12 protein-coding genes are annotated in these 12451 nt (G+C 46.3%); 5 read left to right on the top strand and 7 right to left on the bottom strand.

Annotation, left to right across the window (positions count from 1 at the left end; translation table 11 throughout):
* Positions 1-6 precede the first annotated feature (6 nt).
* The 3 genes from cbiB to OSC7112_RS29775 all read right to left on the bottom strand — a co-directional run bounded on the left by cbiB (position 7) and on the right by OSC7112_RS29775 (position 2230).
* Positions 7-1086, bottom strand: coding sequence for an adenosylcobinamide-phosphate synthase CbiB (gene cbiB / locus OSC7112_RS29785; RefSeq protein WP_015179397.1), 1080 nt, complete (start codon positions 1084-1086; stop codon positions 7-9).
* A gap of 261 nt (positions 1087-1347) precedes the next feature.
* Positions 1348-1749, bottom strand: coding sequence for a GFA family protein (locus OSC7112_RS29780; RefSeq protein WP_015179396.1), 402 nt, complete (start codon positions 1747-1749; stop codon positions 1348-1350).
* Between the two features lie 37 nt (positions 1750-1786).
* Positions 1787-2230 carry an Rrf2 family transcriptional regulator gene (locus OSC7112_RS29775; protein ID WP_015179395.1) on the bottom strand — a complete coding sequence of 148 codons (444 nt, stop codon included), beginning with the start codon at positions 2228-2230 and terminating at the stop codon, positions 1787-1789.
* A gap of 265 nt (positions 2231-2495) precedes the next feature.
* Here OSC7112_RS29775 and OSC7112_RS29770 point away from each other — a divergent pair, with 265 nt between their 5' ends.
* From OSC7112_RS29770 to OSC7112_RS29760, 3 genes are all read left to right on the top strand, one after another.
* Positions 2496-2885, top strand: a complete 390-nt coding sequence (locus tag OSC7112_RS29770) for an AbrB/MazE/SpoVT family DNA-binding domain-containing protein (protein WP_015179394.1) — start codon at positions 2496-2498, stop codon at positions 2883-2885.
* 108 nt (positions 2886-2993) lie between these two features.
* On the top strand, positions 2994-3212 hold the full coding sequence (locus tag OSC7112_RS29765) for a hypothetical protein (protein ID WP_015179393.1): 219 nt from the start codon (positions 2994-2996) through the stop codon (positions 3210-3212).
* Between the two features lie 422 nt (positions 3213-3634).
* Positions 3635-3916 (top strand): hypothetical protein, encoded by a 282-nt coding sequence (locus OSC7112_RS29760; protein ID WP_150111632.1) that lies wholly within the window; start codon positions 3635-3637, stop codon positions 3914-3916.
* Positions 3917-4298: 382 nt separating this feature from the next.
* On the opposite strand, the gene OSC7112_RS29755 is transcribed toward OSC7112_RS29760, so the two are convergent.
* Positions 4299-5402, bottom strand: coding sequence for a site-2 protease family protein (locus OSC7112_RS29755; RefSeq protein ID WP_015179391.1), 1104 nt, complete (start codon positions 5400-5402; stop codon positions 4299-4301).
* 660 nt (positions 5403-6062) lie between these two features.
* On the opposite strand from OSC7112_RS29755, the gene OSC7112_RS29750 reads away from it, so the two are divergent.
* Positions 6063-7139 (top strand): DUF3616 domain-containing protein, encoded by a 1077-nt coding sequence (locus OSC7112_RS29750; protein WP_015179390.1) that lies wholly within the window; start codon positions 6063-6065, stop codon positions 7137-7139.
* Positions 7140-7279: 140 nt separating this feature from the next.
* On the opposite strand, the gene OSC7112_RS29745 is transcribed toward OSC7112_RS29750, so the two are convergent.
* Positions 7280-8917, bottom strand: coding sequence for a Ycf46 family AAA ATPase (locus OSC7112_RS29745; protein WP_015179389.1), 1638 nt, complete (start codon positions 8915-8917; stop codon positions 7280-7282).
* Positions 8918-9105: 188 nt separating this feature from the next.
* Positions 9106-9390 (bottom strand): DUF2470 domain-containing protein, encoded by a 285-nt coding sequence (locus OSC7112_RS29740; protein WP_015179388.1) that lies wholly within the window; start codon positions 9388-9390, stop codon positions 9106-9108.
* Positions 9391-9784: 394 nt separating this feature from the next.
* Between OSC7112_RS29740 and OSC7112_RS42490 the strand changes: the two genes are divergently transcribed.
* Positions 9785-10006, top strand: a complete 222-nt coding sequence (locus OSC7112_RS42490) for a helix-turn-helix domain-containing protein (RefSeq protein ID WP_339374336.1) — start codon at positions 9785-9787, stop codon at positions 10004-10006.
* A gap of 141 nt (positions 10007-10147) precedes the next feature.
* Here the strand turns inward: OSC7112_RS42490 and OSC7112_RS29735 are convergent, their stop codons facing one another.
* The gene (locus tag OSC7112_RS29735; RefSeq protein ID WP_015179387.1) at positions 10148-12310 is read right to left on the bottom strand and encodes an SPFH domain-containing protein; all 2163 of its coding nucleotides are present in this window, start codon (positions 12308-12310) and stop codon (positions 10148-10150) included.
* Positions 12311-12451: the final 141 nt, after the last annotated feature.

The following is a 12451-nucleotide window of genomic DNA, read 5'->3' as shown; positions in this document are numbered from 1 at the left end:
GATTAGTTAGCCGCTCAAAAATAATAAGGTATAAAAAAGCAATGATAGTCCCAACCAAATCAGAAAGCAATACCGAGTTAATTGCAATGCTTGGCAAATTAGCGGCGGTGTGATAGGGTGAACCGGCTCGCCTAACAGCGGTTTGTGTTTGAGAACTCCGCGATAGGAATTAGTACCTCCTAGTTGCACTCCCAAGATGGCGGCGTAAACGCACTCGCTCCAACCGGAATTGGGACTGGCATCTTTAACAGCATCTCTCTGACAAATCTGCCAAATGTAAATCGGTTTGCCAGATATAAGGGCTAAAGTAATCACTGTTAGCCGACAAGGAATCCAAGTCAGCACGTCTTCTAGTTTGGCGCTAAACCATCCTAAATCAGTGTATGGCGCTTCTTTGTAGCCGATCGTAGAATCTAATGTGCTGGCTGCTTTGTAAGCGATCGCCAAGGGGACTATAGCACTCGCCCACATCGAGTTAGGATCGATCTGCCCAGCGGTAACACTTAATAATAGATGCGGCCCAGCGAACCCAAGTAAGGCATAAAATAGCGGTGCTGTCACGCCATCGACTGCATTCTCTGTTACAGTTTCTAACAATGCTCGCAGAATTTCAGGCTCCGATAAGTTTTCGGTATCCCGGCCGACGTAAAGGCTCAACCTTTCTCGCGCCTTGACTAAATCTCCAACATTGAAAGGTGCTAGCACATCCTCCGCAGCCGCCCTCAAACTGCGACCTGCAAAACAGCTTGCCAGCAAAATGGTGTCTAGGGCAATACCTAAAAGAGGATGCACCCAACTAGCAGCTTGGACGATCGACCAACTGACAGTATAACTGCCTACAATCAGCCCGATCGCTAGTATTGTACCAGCACACCGTAGCAGCAGTTTGGGCCGATCGCCAGCGGGACGATCGCCTGCTTCAGGCATTTTGCCTGCGGGATTCTTCCATATATTAAAGACAAGTCGAGTATAGCGGTCGATCGCCCAACCCATCGCCTGCACGGGATGCGGCCAACCCCAAGGATCGCCGATCGAATAATCCAACACCGCAGCTAAAATCAAAACAGGAAATTCATCCGGCATCATTATATATTGTGTCAAACTTGATAGTCCGTCAATCGATTTTAGATTTGAGATTTTAGATTAAAGATTCAAGAATTGAAGAAAGCGACCCCACCGATCGATCCGGGGGCTGGCGATGGGGAGCGAGGAGCTTTTTTCTCGCTCCACGGATGAATCCGGGGGCCCGAACCATCTTCCTTGATTGTCACAGCAGGAGCGCTCGCAATGGTAGCGCAGGTTTTAACTACTCCTACCCTTGCGGACTTTGATGTTTGAGCTGCAATTTTAACTGCTGAGATTACTTTCGTCGCGGAGCAAGTGTACGTTCTCCTCCCAATTAACACCGTCAAAGGGTAGGATCTGAAAGTGTTCGATGGCATCTGAGTCAAGACAGCGGACGTTGACATCAAAATGATCGGGATGCGATCGGGGGCGATAGAACGAGTGAATGCCGCAAATTCGGCAGAAAGTATGTTGAGCAGTTCCTGTATTAAATGTATAGGTTGTCAAAACATCTTCGCCGCTGAGCAAGGTAAAACGTTCCGGCGGCACAATGAGGTGCAAAAATCCCTTCTTTTTACAGATTGAGCAGTTGCAATCAGATGCTTCGTGTTTGTCAACGGCGACACGGAAGCGGACAGCTCCGCAGTGACAGCCTCCAAAGTAAGTAACAAGTGTTGCGTCCATGTGTGCTTGCTGCCGATCGAATGAATGAACTTACCATTTAAATGATAAAGCTAGTTTCTTCCCCAAGAGCCGCTTGCCAACTGCGGACATCATAGTATAAGTCTTCGAGGGAAATACCGTACAGCGCTTCGGCAAGTTTTTTGTGCAATCGGTTCCACAAACTGAATGTTACCCAGTCCTCTGCTTGCGTCGCGTCGGGAAAATGTCGAGGTAAAGGTTCAATAGTTTCACCTACAGCCTCTAAGATTTGTCCTAAAGAGATTTGAGCGGGCTGGCGGGCCAATTGATATCCTCCTTGGGCACCCCGAACTGATTGGACTAAACCGGCTCGTCGCATTTCAATCAGCAATTTTTCTAGATACGGAGCCGGTAACTCCTGTCGCTTCGCTATCGATTTCACCGATGTCGGCCCAAAGCGAGGTTGCAAACTTAGATCCAGTAATGCTTTGACACTGTAGTGTCCGCGTGTGGTTAACTTCATGGGATTTTAAGAGCGGGGCAAATATTCAGCTAGCTGATAGCTGATAGCTTATGCTACCGAGTTTAGAGATTGCTCGCACCGGCCTCCGCTACTCCTCAAGAAAGACAGCAGGTTGTTAAAAATATTTAGATAATAGTGGTTAACAATTGAGCCGATCGGTGTAATATGGTTTTACGACCAGCTATAAAGCTAAAGTTTCTTGGTCCAACCAAAAACCAACCGAGAAAAAATCCGTACACCAGTTGAATATTTCAGGACTCAGTAAATGGCTAAAAAGAAAAATATCGAACCCCTTGAAGGCGAAGATCTGATCAAAAAGGTCAAAGACCTAGAGAACCTTACCAAGGAAGAAAAAGCTAGAGCCTGTGGCTACTATACCGTTACCAAGAACGGCGTAGAACGGGTCAACATGATGAAATTCCTGAATGCGCTGATTGATGCAGAAGGCATTCAGCTAGACGGGAAGCAAAACGGCAACGGACGCGGCGGACGCTCGGCCAGCTATCGGATTAGCGTTCAATCTAACGGCAACTTACTGATTGGAGCTGCCTACACCAAACAGATGGAACTCCAGCCGGGAGATGAATTTGAAATCTCTCTGGGACGCAAGCACATTCACCTGCGCCAAATCGATCGAGAAGAAGAAGAATCCTAGGCTTTTACGACGTGCTTTGACTTCTTGCTTGAACTTGTTGGTTTGACTTCAAGCATTGACTGCAAGCAGAGAGTTGGCTCTAAAATCTTTCTGTGAGCCTAAAACAGTATGGCTTCTATAGATGGCAATGGCTGGACAAAAGCCACTGCCACTAATTTATATTTTCCGAGAATACCTATTCTCGCCCCTCGCTATATCCATTTGGACAAGCGGGGGATTTTCCGCGTAGCTGTTCAAGAGAAGTTCGGCAACGGATGGTGTACCGGATGTAACGGATGTAACGAATGGATGTTAACCAAGGGATTGTATAGCGGATTTAACGGATGAATGTTGAGTTTCGATGGTCGAGGTTCCAGGCAAGAAGCAGGTTAGGTTGAGCTACGAAACCGAACAAAGCAAGAAAATGGCGGAGGTATTCTCAGCCAAGAGTGCGTAATACCAGTTAAAAAAAATGCAACTGTCGGCAAGCTCCAAAGCACGAGCTTCCTCATTCATCCCCAATTATTTAATCTTTAATCTAAAATCTAAAATTGTAGAATTCTTGTGCTTGCTGCTGATTTGTGTCTGTGGGGGAGGGGCTTTGAGGACAAGGAAACACCTCGATCGCCCCTAAGTGAAATTACAGGCTGGAACAGTTAAAGTGTTAGGGAGCAATTAGTCATCAGCCTATGCCGTTGCCCCGATTCGCGAGCAAAACTTCTCAACACCAAATAAAAATCCCCCTGCGTCGCCTTCTAGTGACCTCTTTTGTGTTGCAAATCGTCGCAGCAGTTGGGATTGTCGGGTATCTGTCCTTTCGCAACGGAGAAAGAGCAGTCCAAGAGCTCGCCCAGAAATCGATCGCGGAGACGGGGAAGAGAGTTGAAGAAAAGCTGACTTCTTTTCTCGAACATACCCAGTGGGTAAATCAACTTAATGCTGAAGCGATCGACCGTGCTGAATTAAACTTACAGTTAGAAAGGCCGCAGCCTCGGGGAGAGAAGTTCCTCTGGCAACAAATGCGATCGCAGTTCCCAAATCCGATTTTCTGAAAGAAACTAACAGAAATACCCAGACTACAATTTTACTTTGCTTGGTGGAGCTGCTGCGACAATAGTCCTGAGATGGCATAACTTCCTCGCTCAGACGCTCAATACAATATTACAGCGTTATTCCCGCTTGATGAAGTACACCCCGCTCTCACGCCCGTTTCTTGACAGTTCTCGCCTCTGCTACTGATTCTGTTGCTCGAAACCCGGTCGATCGCGATCTACATCTACATGGAATATGCTGTATAATTGCCATGCTTGATTTGCAGCTAATCATTGAGTGTTTGACTTAAATTTTTTGAAGCTAGAGTGAACCCCCCCGATCGCCCTTTGGGTAAGGAGAAATCGAGGGGGTTAACTGTTATTTGTCAAGTATCTGAGGATATCAAGCAGGGTTCGCTTCGGCTCGTCTTTGTAGCAGGCGGGCAATTTCAGCTTTTTCTACAAGTCCGACGAGGACACCGTTTTCGCGAATGACGGGGAGTTCTTGTACTTTGAGTTGTTCTAGCAGGGTGACGACTTCGAGGAGGGACAATTCTGGTTTGACGGTTGTAGAAAATTCGATCGGCTTGACGAGTTCTTTCACTAAAACTTCGGGCCAGCGTCCGGTAGGAATGGTTTTGAGGTCATCAAGGTCGATCGCCCCTACCAATTGTCCCGCATCATCAGTAACTAGGAACCTGCGCCAGGTTTGAGTCTTACCGATCACGTGGTTGTTGGCAAATTCTCTGAGGGACAAGTCTTGGAAGACGATCGGACTTTCGGGGGTAACAGCATCTGCGGCTGTCAATCCTGCCAGTTGATTTTGGACTGTGGCATATTGGGCAGATTGACCGGCATTTTGCAGTAAGAACCAACCGATTACTAGATTCCAAATATTGCCGAATATGCCTGTAGCAATGGCAATCCAACCAATTATTTGACCGACGCGGCTAGCAAAAATTACACCTTTGTAAGGGTTGCCAGTAATTTTCCAGACGATTGCTTTGAGAATGTTGCCGCCGTCGAGGGGCAAACCGGGAATTAAGTTAAATAAGGCTAAAACTAAGTTGATGGAAGCTAAAAGTCCGACGATGGCGGCTGCGGGGCCTGTGAGACCAGCACCGATGCCGATCGCTGTTAACAAACCGGATAAAAATAAGCTAACCAACGGGCCTGCAATTGCTACCCAAAATGCTTCGGCTGGGGTTTTGGATTCTCTTTCCAAATTAGCCAGTCCCCCAAACAGAAATAGCGAAATTGATTTCACGCCAATTCCCTGTTTGATGGCTACCCAACTGTGTCCTAATTCGTGGGCTAAGACGGAAGCAAATAACAGTAACGCTGTGAATAATCCCAGCATCCAGGGCGCTACGGGGCCCAATGCGGGAAACAGGGCAGCTAGTGCGCCGCCGTACTGCCAGGTTACTAAACCCAGAACTAAAAACCAAGATGCGTTGACAAAGAAGGGAATCCCAAACAGGCTGCCGACGCGAAATGTACCGTTCATAATGGCTACCTCTGATTTTACGAATGAGAGGTTTTTCTCTCTGTCTCCTTATCGTAACGAAACGTAACGGCGATGTTAATGCTTCAATTAGGGTGTTATCCGTCTGTGGAGGTTCGGTTTGCGGCAGAATGACCGCCGACTGCGATTTTGCCCGCCTGGGGTGAAAAACTTCTGTCTCAAAGCGTCATCAACAGGCTTTCCGGCCTATTTCACAACTGATGAATTTTCTTTTTGCACCTCTGTCATCAACAGGCTTTCCGGCCTGTTTCACAACTGATTAATTTTCTTTTTGCACCTCTGTCATCAACAGGCTTTCCGGCCTGTTTCACAACTGATTAATTTTCTTTTTGCACCTCTGTCATCAACAGGCTTTCCGGCCTGTTTCACAACTGATTAATTTTCTTTCTTGTGGGGAGTAGGGGTTTGGCAGGCGAGCCCGCCCATAAAAGCCTGATTGAGAATGGTACAACCTCTGAGTTTCAAGCAACTTTAGCTATAGCGCTTCTCATAAAGATGAGGTATTTACTAATTAATTAACAATTCCTCAATCCCCCAATCTAAAATCTAAAATCTAAAATCTAAAATCTAAACTTGTACCTCATCTATCTAAAAAAGGCTATATAATGACTGACCGTAACAATAGTTTTGGTGCTAATAATTATGCCAGAATCTTTTTTGCTCGGTCGGCTGCTGCTGCAATTCAACAGCGAAGCCGCTGATATTATTACAGACTTATCCGCTGTTGCTTTAACTCCCGATGGTCATTTGTGGCTGGGTTCCGATGAAACGACTTCGATCGAGCGTTTGTCGCCTGTCGCGCCTCATATTTTTGGAAAACATCAAAGATTTGCGATCGCAGATTTGATCCATCTATCTGGAGAATCCGAAATTGATATCGAAGGAATTGATTTCAGCAGGGATTATCTTTGGCTGGTCGGTTCTCACAGCACAAAACGCAAGAAAGCTAAAGGCAAAGACGCAGACAAAGACATTGAAAGATTAGCACAAATCGAGACTGATGTCAACCGCTATTTGCTGGCGCGCATTCCTATGAAAGACGGAATTTTGTGCGAGTCAATTTCCCATTCAGACAATCCCGAAACCCAACTGAAAGCGGGATGTCTTCAGCGGACAAAAACGGGTAATTTGCTGACAGACGCGCTCAAAGATGACAGCCACCTCGGCTTGTATTTATCTGTGCCGATTCCCAGTAAAGAAAATGGCTTTGATATTGAAGGGTTGGCGGTGCGGGGCGATCGCATTTTGCTCGGTTTGCGGGGGCCGGTGCTGCGGGGTTGGGCGATAATTTTAGAAATAGAAGTTGAAGAGGCAGAACCGGGAGTTTTAAGGCTTAAGGAAATTGGGGAAGGAGGGAAATTGTACAAGAAACATTTTGTCGATCTGAACGGTTTGGGGGTGCGAGAATTGTGCTGGAACGGGGAAGATTTGATGGTTTTAGCCGGGCCGACGATGACTTTATCTGGGGCGATGAGGCTTTTTCGGTTAAAGGGGATTTTAGGGCGATCGGGCGACAGTATTACTGGGCAAGATGGGGGAGATTTGGAGGTATTGTTTGACTTGCCTTTTAAGGTTGGTACGGACAATGCTGAGGGATTGAGCCTGTTTCCATATTTGGGGAAGGAGAATTCGCTGTTAGTGGTTTACGATTCGCCGGATGCGGGGAGAATGGTTGAGCAAACTGCTATTCTTGCTGATGTTTTTAAATTAGGTTCGTAGTAGTATGGTGCGTCATAACTGGAGATTTTTGGGATAATTAATCAGCCATGAAGTGACGCGCCATGCGATTAGGAAGGTGCGTCAGATGTAATTTTTCCTAGAATTAATTAGACGTGAACTGACGCACCCTACAAATTAAGTTAATTGTCGATCGCATCCCTTCGCCCCTGGCTGTAGCGTTTCAATTCATCAATTAAGTGAGTATCGTTAGAAGCTGTTCTCGCGCCCGCTTCCGCCGCCCACCGTTTCAAATCTTCAATTTGCGATCGCGCGATCGCAGCTAAAGGTACTGTATCCTCGATCGACCTCAAAATATCCTCGGTCATCAAATCCCGGCGCTGCCCGTTGACAAAGGTGCCAAAGGCTCGATACAATCCATCTATTACCACTTGCTCGATTTCTGCACCGCTAAAATTCTCAGCGCGTTTCGCCAAAACCCCCAAATCAAACTCGCGCAATCTAGTCGGCCGCAAACGCTGCAAATGCACTTTAAAAATATCTTGCCGTTCCGATTCTGAGGGCAAATTCAAAAAGAAAATTTCATCAAACCTGCCCTTTCTCAGCAACTCTGCCGGCAAAATCCTGACGTTATTTGCAGTTGCGACAATAAACACCGGACTGGTTTTTTCCTGCATCCAAGTAATCAAACTGCCGAATACCCGGCGCGAAGTTCCCGAATCGCCGTCGCTGCCGCTGATAATGTTGCCGAAGGCTTTATCTATTTCATCGATCCACAAAACGCAAGGTGCGATCGCCTCTGCTAATTGTATCATTTGCCTGACGCGGCTTTCGCTTTCCCCGACCACGCCGCCAAACAATCTCCCAGTATCCAACCGCAGCAGCGGCAAACGCCATTCGCAAGCAATAGTTTTCGCAGATAAAGATTTGCCAGTGCCTTGAATTCCTACTAACAAAACTCCTTTCGGATTCGGTATACCGTAGCGGCGCGCTTCGTCAGTAAAAGCATCTTGCCGCATCTTTACCCACTGCTTCAAATTCTCCAATCCGCCCACACTTTTTAGGGATTCTCTGGAGTTGAAAAACTCCAAAATGCCCGTTTGGCGAATTGCTTGCTGTTTTTCCTCCAAAACTCCGTCAATATCTGACTCGTTAATTTGCTGTTTGGCGGCCAAAGCTTTAGCCAAAACCCGCCCGATTCTAGCGCGACTCAAACCCTGACAAGCTTTAACCAACTGTTCCCTTGCTAAACCGCTAACTTGCAACTGTTGCGGCTTTTCGACAACGTGGGAAATTAAACTGTCGATTTCTTGCACGTTGGGCAAAGGAAAATCAATTACTGTGACTTCTTCTTTCAATTCCTCCGGCAATTCCAGCGTGTGAGAAGTAAGAACTATAGTTTTTTTGCTGCGCTTCAATTCCCGCGTTAAATTCCGCAATTCTCGCACTACCGCCGCGCTTTTTTCGCTGTATGGATATTTCAAAATCGGGTGCAAATCCCGCAGGACAAATATGGTATATTCTTCAACAGCAGTTTTGCTGACGCGATCGAGCGCCGCCATTACCGAACCTTTCCCAGAACCGTTATCCTCCCAGCCCCGCACGAGATCCCAGAACAACACCCGGCGCGCGGGAGTTACTTGCAGCGCTACTTGGGCAATTACGGCTTCGACAGGTTCCTCCTCCGCGCCGACAATGTACAGCAGCGAATAGCGGGCGCGAATCATCAAATCCAGCCGCTTTACCAGTGCCTCGAAATGGTTATTTTTACTGCCCTTGACGATATCTAATTCTTTGGGTTTTGGGTTATTTTCTGTCATTTTAGTGGATATTTTAGAGGTATATTCAACTTTATTAAATATTTTGTTCGCAGTCAGGATTTTAGTCGTTAAAATGATTTAACCAAACTCAAGGTTTGTAGTAAGGATGTTAGTCCTTAACAACTATTTAAGCGGACTAAATTCCGTACTGCAAACATTAAAATTATAACAGCCTAGTATGCAAGTGACTACTTAGCAACTTTTCGAGCTTGTTTCACCATTTCAATGAGAGTGTGGTGAGCATCTTCGGCGTCTTTTAAAGTGCGATCGAATTTAACTCTGACAGGCACTGTTTCGTCGTTGACTTTAGCGGTTAAATCCATGCCGTTGGCATCAATAGCGAGCATTTGAGCTTCCGTTGCCTGCGGTTGGTCGCCAAATGCTTGAGCGTATAGCACCACAGCACTAGCATGGTCTTCGTTCATGTGAGTGCAGATGCGATCGCTAATCTCAGTGGAAAACTGTTCTGACATGGGGAGATTCCTCAGATGCAATATCGATCGATTGTACTGCGATCGGTACAAAGTTTTCAACCGCGATCAATTGCCTCAAGAGTTATGAGGGATAAATAACTAAATTATATCCGCGTTAATCGGCGTTAATCTGCGGTTAAACAATTACATCATTCAACTAAAACGATCAAATATTACTTGCTTAATATTGCCTAGTTACATGAACAACTCTAGCGCTTATATCGAACTACTCAAAACATTTCCTCCCCGACCCATAACTGGTGAATAGGAATTAACTGCAACTCAAAAAAAGATCGACTCTCTGTTGGACAAAGGCGAACTGACTCCCGACGAACGCGACTACCTCAACGTACTGGGAACCCTTGTTTATCAGTACGAGCAAACTTGAGAACCCATACCTGACATTTACGGAGTAGAACTGTTAAAAGCTTTAATCGAAGAATTTAACCTGAGACAAAAAGACCTAGTTCCTATTTTTAAAACCGAGTCTATTGTCTCAGATATCCTCAATGAAAAGCGTCAACTTACAACTGAACACATACAAAAACTTGCAGAGTTTTTCAGTGTCTCGCCTGCTGTTTTCTTTCCACTGCATCCAGTCAAAAAAACTGCTTGAATTTCCAATGCTTCCCCTTGTATTTTGAAAAAGGTAGATGAATATTTACGGTTGGGTGGGGGCGGGTTTATGAAATTATCTGTTTTAGGCACAGATGGTTGGTGAACCCGCCCCTACAGTGATCATTACAAAATTCACAGCCTAACTAAAAGATCGATCGTCAAACGGCAATTCATCAAACAGCGAATCAATATCAGCCTCAGAATTCGCAACAGGGGAATTAGCGCGAGATGCCGGCGGCTTAACAGAATTTACCTCGGCTACTGGTAACTTGGCCGCAGGTTCCGATTTCGGTAACTTAACTACCGGCAACTCCCCGCCATTTTCTCCATTTTTGCTCGTTTGATTCCACATCATCATCCCCAGCAAACCGTCAACTAAACCCCCACTGCTACCGTTGCCTGTTACCGCAACATCCGGCACAACTCGCACTTTGCGATCGCCTATAATTTGCATTAACTGCAAAGCCGTATAACCCGAACCTCCCAAAGCTACAACACCCGCGCGATAAGCTTCAGCTTGAGCATTTCCCTTCACCCGAATCGACTCAGCTTCGCCTTGAGCTTGTTTAACCTGAGAATTGGCTTTCAACTCAGAAATCTTCACGCCTTGTTCGGATTTCACCATCTCTTGCTGAATCTCAGCCAGCGCCGTTTCCCGCACCAATTGTTGCCGCTGAGTTTGTGCTAATTGCTGCACCTCATAAGTTTTGCACTGTTCCTCAGCAATTTTGCGATCGGTTTGAGTTTGCATCAACTCTGCAGGCGGCAATATATCCCCGATTAAAGTATCAATTGCCTGCACGTCGTAGGTACGCAAAGCTGCTTTGATATACTCGGCTGCTTCCGCTTGCCTGCCGCTTCTTGCGGAGAGAAAATCTAATACAGAATAAGCTTGAGCCGAATTGCGGAAATAATTCCCAATTGTCGGCTGCAAAACGTGGTCTACTAAATTCTGCATCGAACCGACGCGAGAGATGACTTTTGGAGCATCCAAAGCGCCGACGTGAATAATCTGAGCTACTTCTAAATCAAAGGCAAAACCGTCTTGAGAACGCACGGTTAAAGACGAAAGTTTAGAATCGTAACTGTGGCGTTCTGTTTTACCAGACCAATTCAATACTATATTAGTAGTCGGCACTAACTCTACTTTCAAAATGCGAGTGTTCAGCGGATGTTTCCCCGGATAAAGGGGAGTTACCCACACCCCTTTATTGCCCACATTTACTAAATTTCCGTGAGTGAAAGCAGCGCCGCTCACATCTTCTGAGGTTTTGCCGACATAAGAAATCACCGCGCCGACATAGCCGATCGGGATTTCGGTCATCGCCACTGGGTCAACCCCGACAAACCAAGGATTTAGGTTCCACGAACCGGAAAGCAAAACCTGTTCCTGCAAGCCGCGCCGCCCGCCGGCAGTGATAAATTTTTGCGCGTTTTGGAAGTTGTCGTGATTCGGAATAATCGGGCCGGCAATTTCGCCATCTTGAATTGGAATGCCGTCAAAAGTTGTGACGATTCCTACTTTATCTGGGGCAATTTTGTACAGCTTTAATTGTTCGGGTGTCATCCCGTGTTTGGCAGCATTTGCCGCTGTAATTACTGTAAATAATGCTGTATTAATTCGATAGCTACCGCCAGTCAAGATGCCGAGTTGTCTACCTTTTTCGCCGCCGCCTTTGAGGAATTGGCGAGCATCTTGAAAGTTGTCGCATTCTGTGATTTTGCCGAGGATGCGCTGCGGTGGAATTGACTTACCACCTGCGGCGATAATCAGGGCAATTTCACCTTGGGGAACTACAGTCAGAGACTCTTTGCGAACGTTGTACTGCAAAGGCCAATAACCCCAGTGCCAACCGGGGGGCAAAGTATCAGCTTGATATCCAGCTTCTCCGTTTAAGGCAATTAAGTCTCCGGGCGGTAAAGACTTGCCGCCGAAGCTAAACTTTTTACTGACAATGCCAACTTCGCGATCGCCAATTACTACCAATCCGCCAAAAAATAGCGGCAGCACCAGAATAATTATCATACCGCCGATCGCGATCGGGATAAATCCGCCCGGATCGAGCTGCATTGTCTGCACGGGAACAGTGGTACGCAACTGCCCTAGCTGCAAGCTAGAATTAGGTTTGGCGACTAACTGAGTCGAGGTTTGAGTTGCGGGGGGGATATTGCTAGCTGCTAATACCGGCGAGGGTTTCAAACTGGTTGTTGCACTAAGTGCTAAAGACGCCGAAACAGCGGCTGCAAACTGTTTTAAAACGCGGACTTTGACTTGAGATTTGGACAAAAATGAATAAAGCATTTTTTTTGAGCAGGGCTAATTTGTCCTAGGAGTTCCAGCTTAGCCTTACTAAAAAGTTTTTACATAAAACTTAAGGTCTTATTTATCATTATTTGCAGTCATAATAGTCATATTTATCAGTAAAAAAAATACCGATCGTTC

This window comes from Oscillatoria nigro-viridis PCC 7112 (assembly GCF_000317475.1).
GTDB classification, from domain to species: domain Bacteria; phylum Cyanobacteriota; class Cyanobacteriia; order Cyanobacteriales; family Microcoleaceae; genus Microcoleus; species Microcoleus nigroviridis.
This window is presented reverse-complemented; position numbering and strand designations above follow the sequence as displayed.

Bases quoted from the DNA above. Each gene is read 5' to 3' on its own strand.
- OSC7112_RS29750 (WP_015179390.1), top strand. From the start codon at position 6,063: ATGCCAGAATCTTTTTTGCTCGGTCGGCTGCTGCTGCAATTCAACAGC.
- OSC7112_RS29775 (WP_015179395.1), bottom strand. From the start codon at position 2,230: ATGAAGTTAACCACACGCGGACACTACAGTGTCAAAGCATTACTGGAT.
- OSC7112_RS29780 (WP_015179396.1), bottom strand. From the start codon at position 1,749: ATGGACGCAACACTTGTTACTTACTTTGGAGGCTGTCACTGCGGAGCT.
- OSC7112_RS29765 (WP_015179393.1), top strand. From the start codon at position 2,994: ATGGCTTCTATAGATGGCAATGGCTGGACAAAAGCCACTGCCACTAAT.
- OSC7112_RS29745 (WP_015179389.1), bottom strand. From the start codon at position 8,917: ATGACAGAAAATAACCCAAAACCCAAAGAATTAGATATCGTCAAGGGC.
- cbiB (WP_015179397.1), bottom strand. From the start codon at position 1,086: ATGATGCCGGATGAATTTCCTGTTTTGATTTTAGCTGCGGTGTTGGAT.
- OSC7112_RS29770 (WP_015179394.1), top strand. From the start codon at position 2,496: ATGGCTAAAAAGAAAAATATCGAACCCCTTGAAGGCGAAGATCTGATC.
- OSC7112_RS29755 (WP_015179391.1), bottom strand. From the start codon at position 5,402: ATGAACGGTACATTTCGCGTCGGCAGCCTGTTTGGGATTCCCTTCTTT.
- OSC7112_RS29740 (WP_015179388.1), bottom strand. From the start codon at position 9,390: ATGTCAGAACAGTTTTCCACTGAGATTAGCGATCGCATCTGCACTCAC.
- OSC7112_RS29735 (WP_015179387.1), bottom strand. From the start codon at position 12,310: ATGCTTTATTCATTTTTGTCCAAATCTCAAGTCAAAGTCCGCGTTTTA.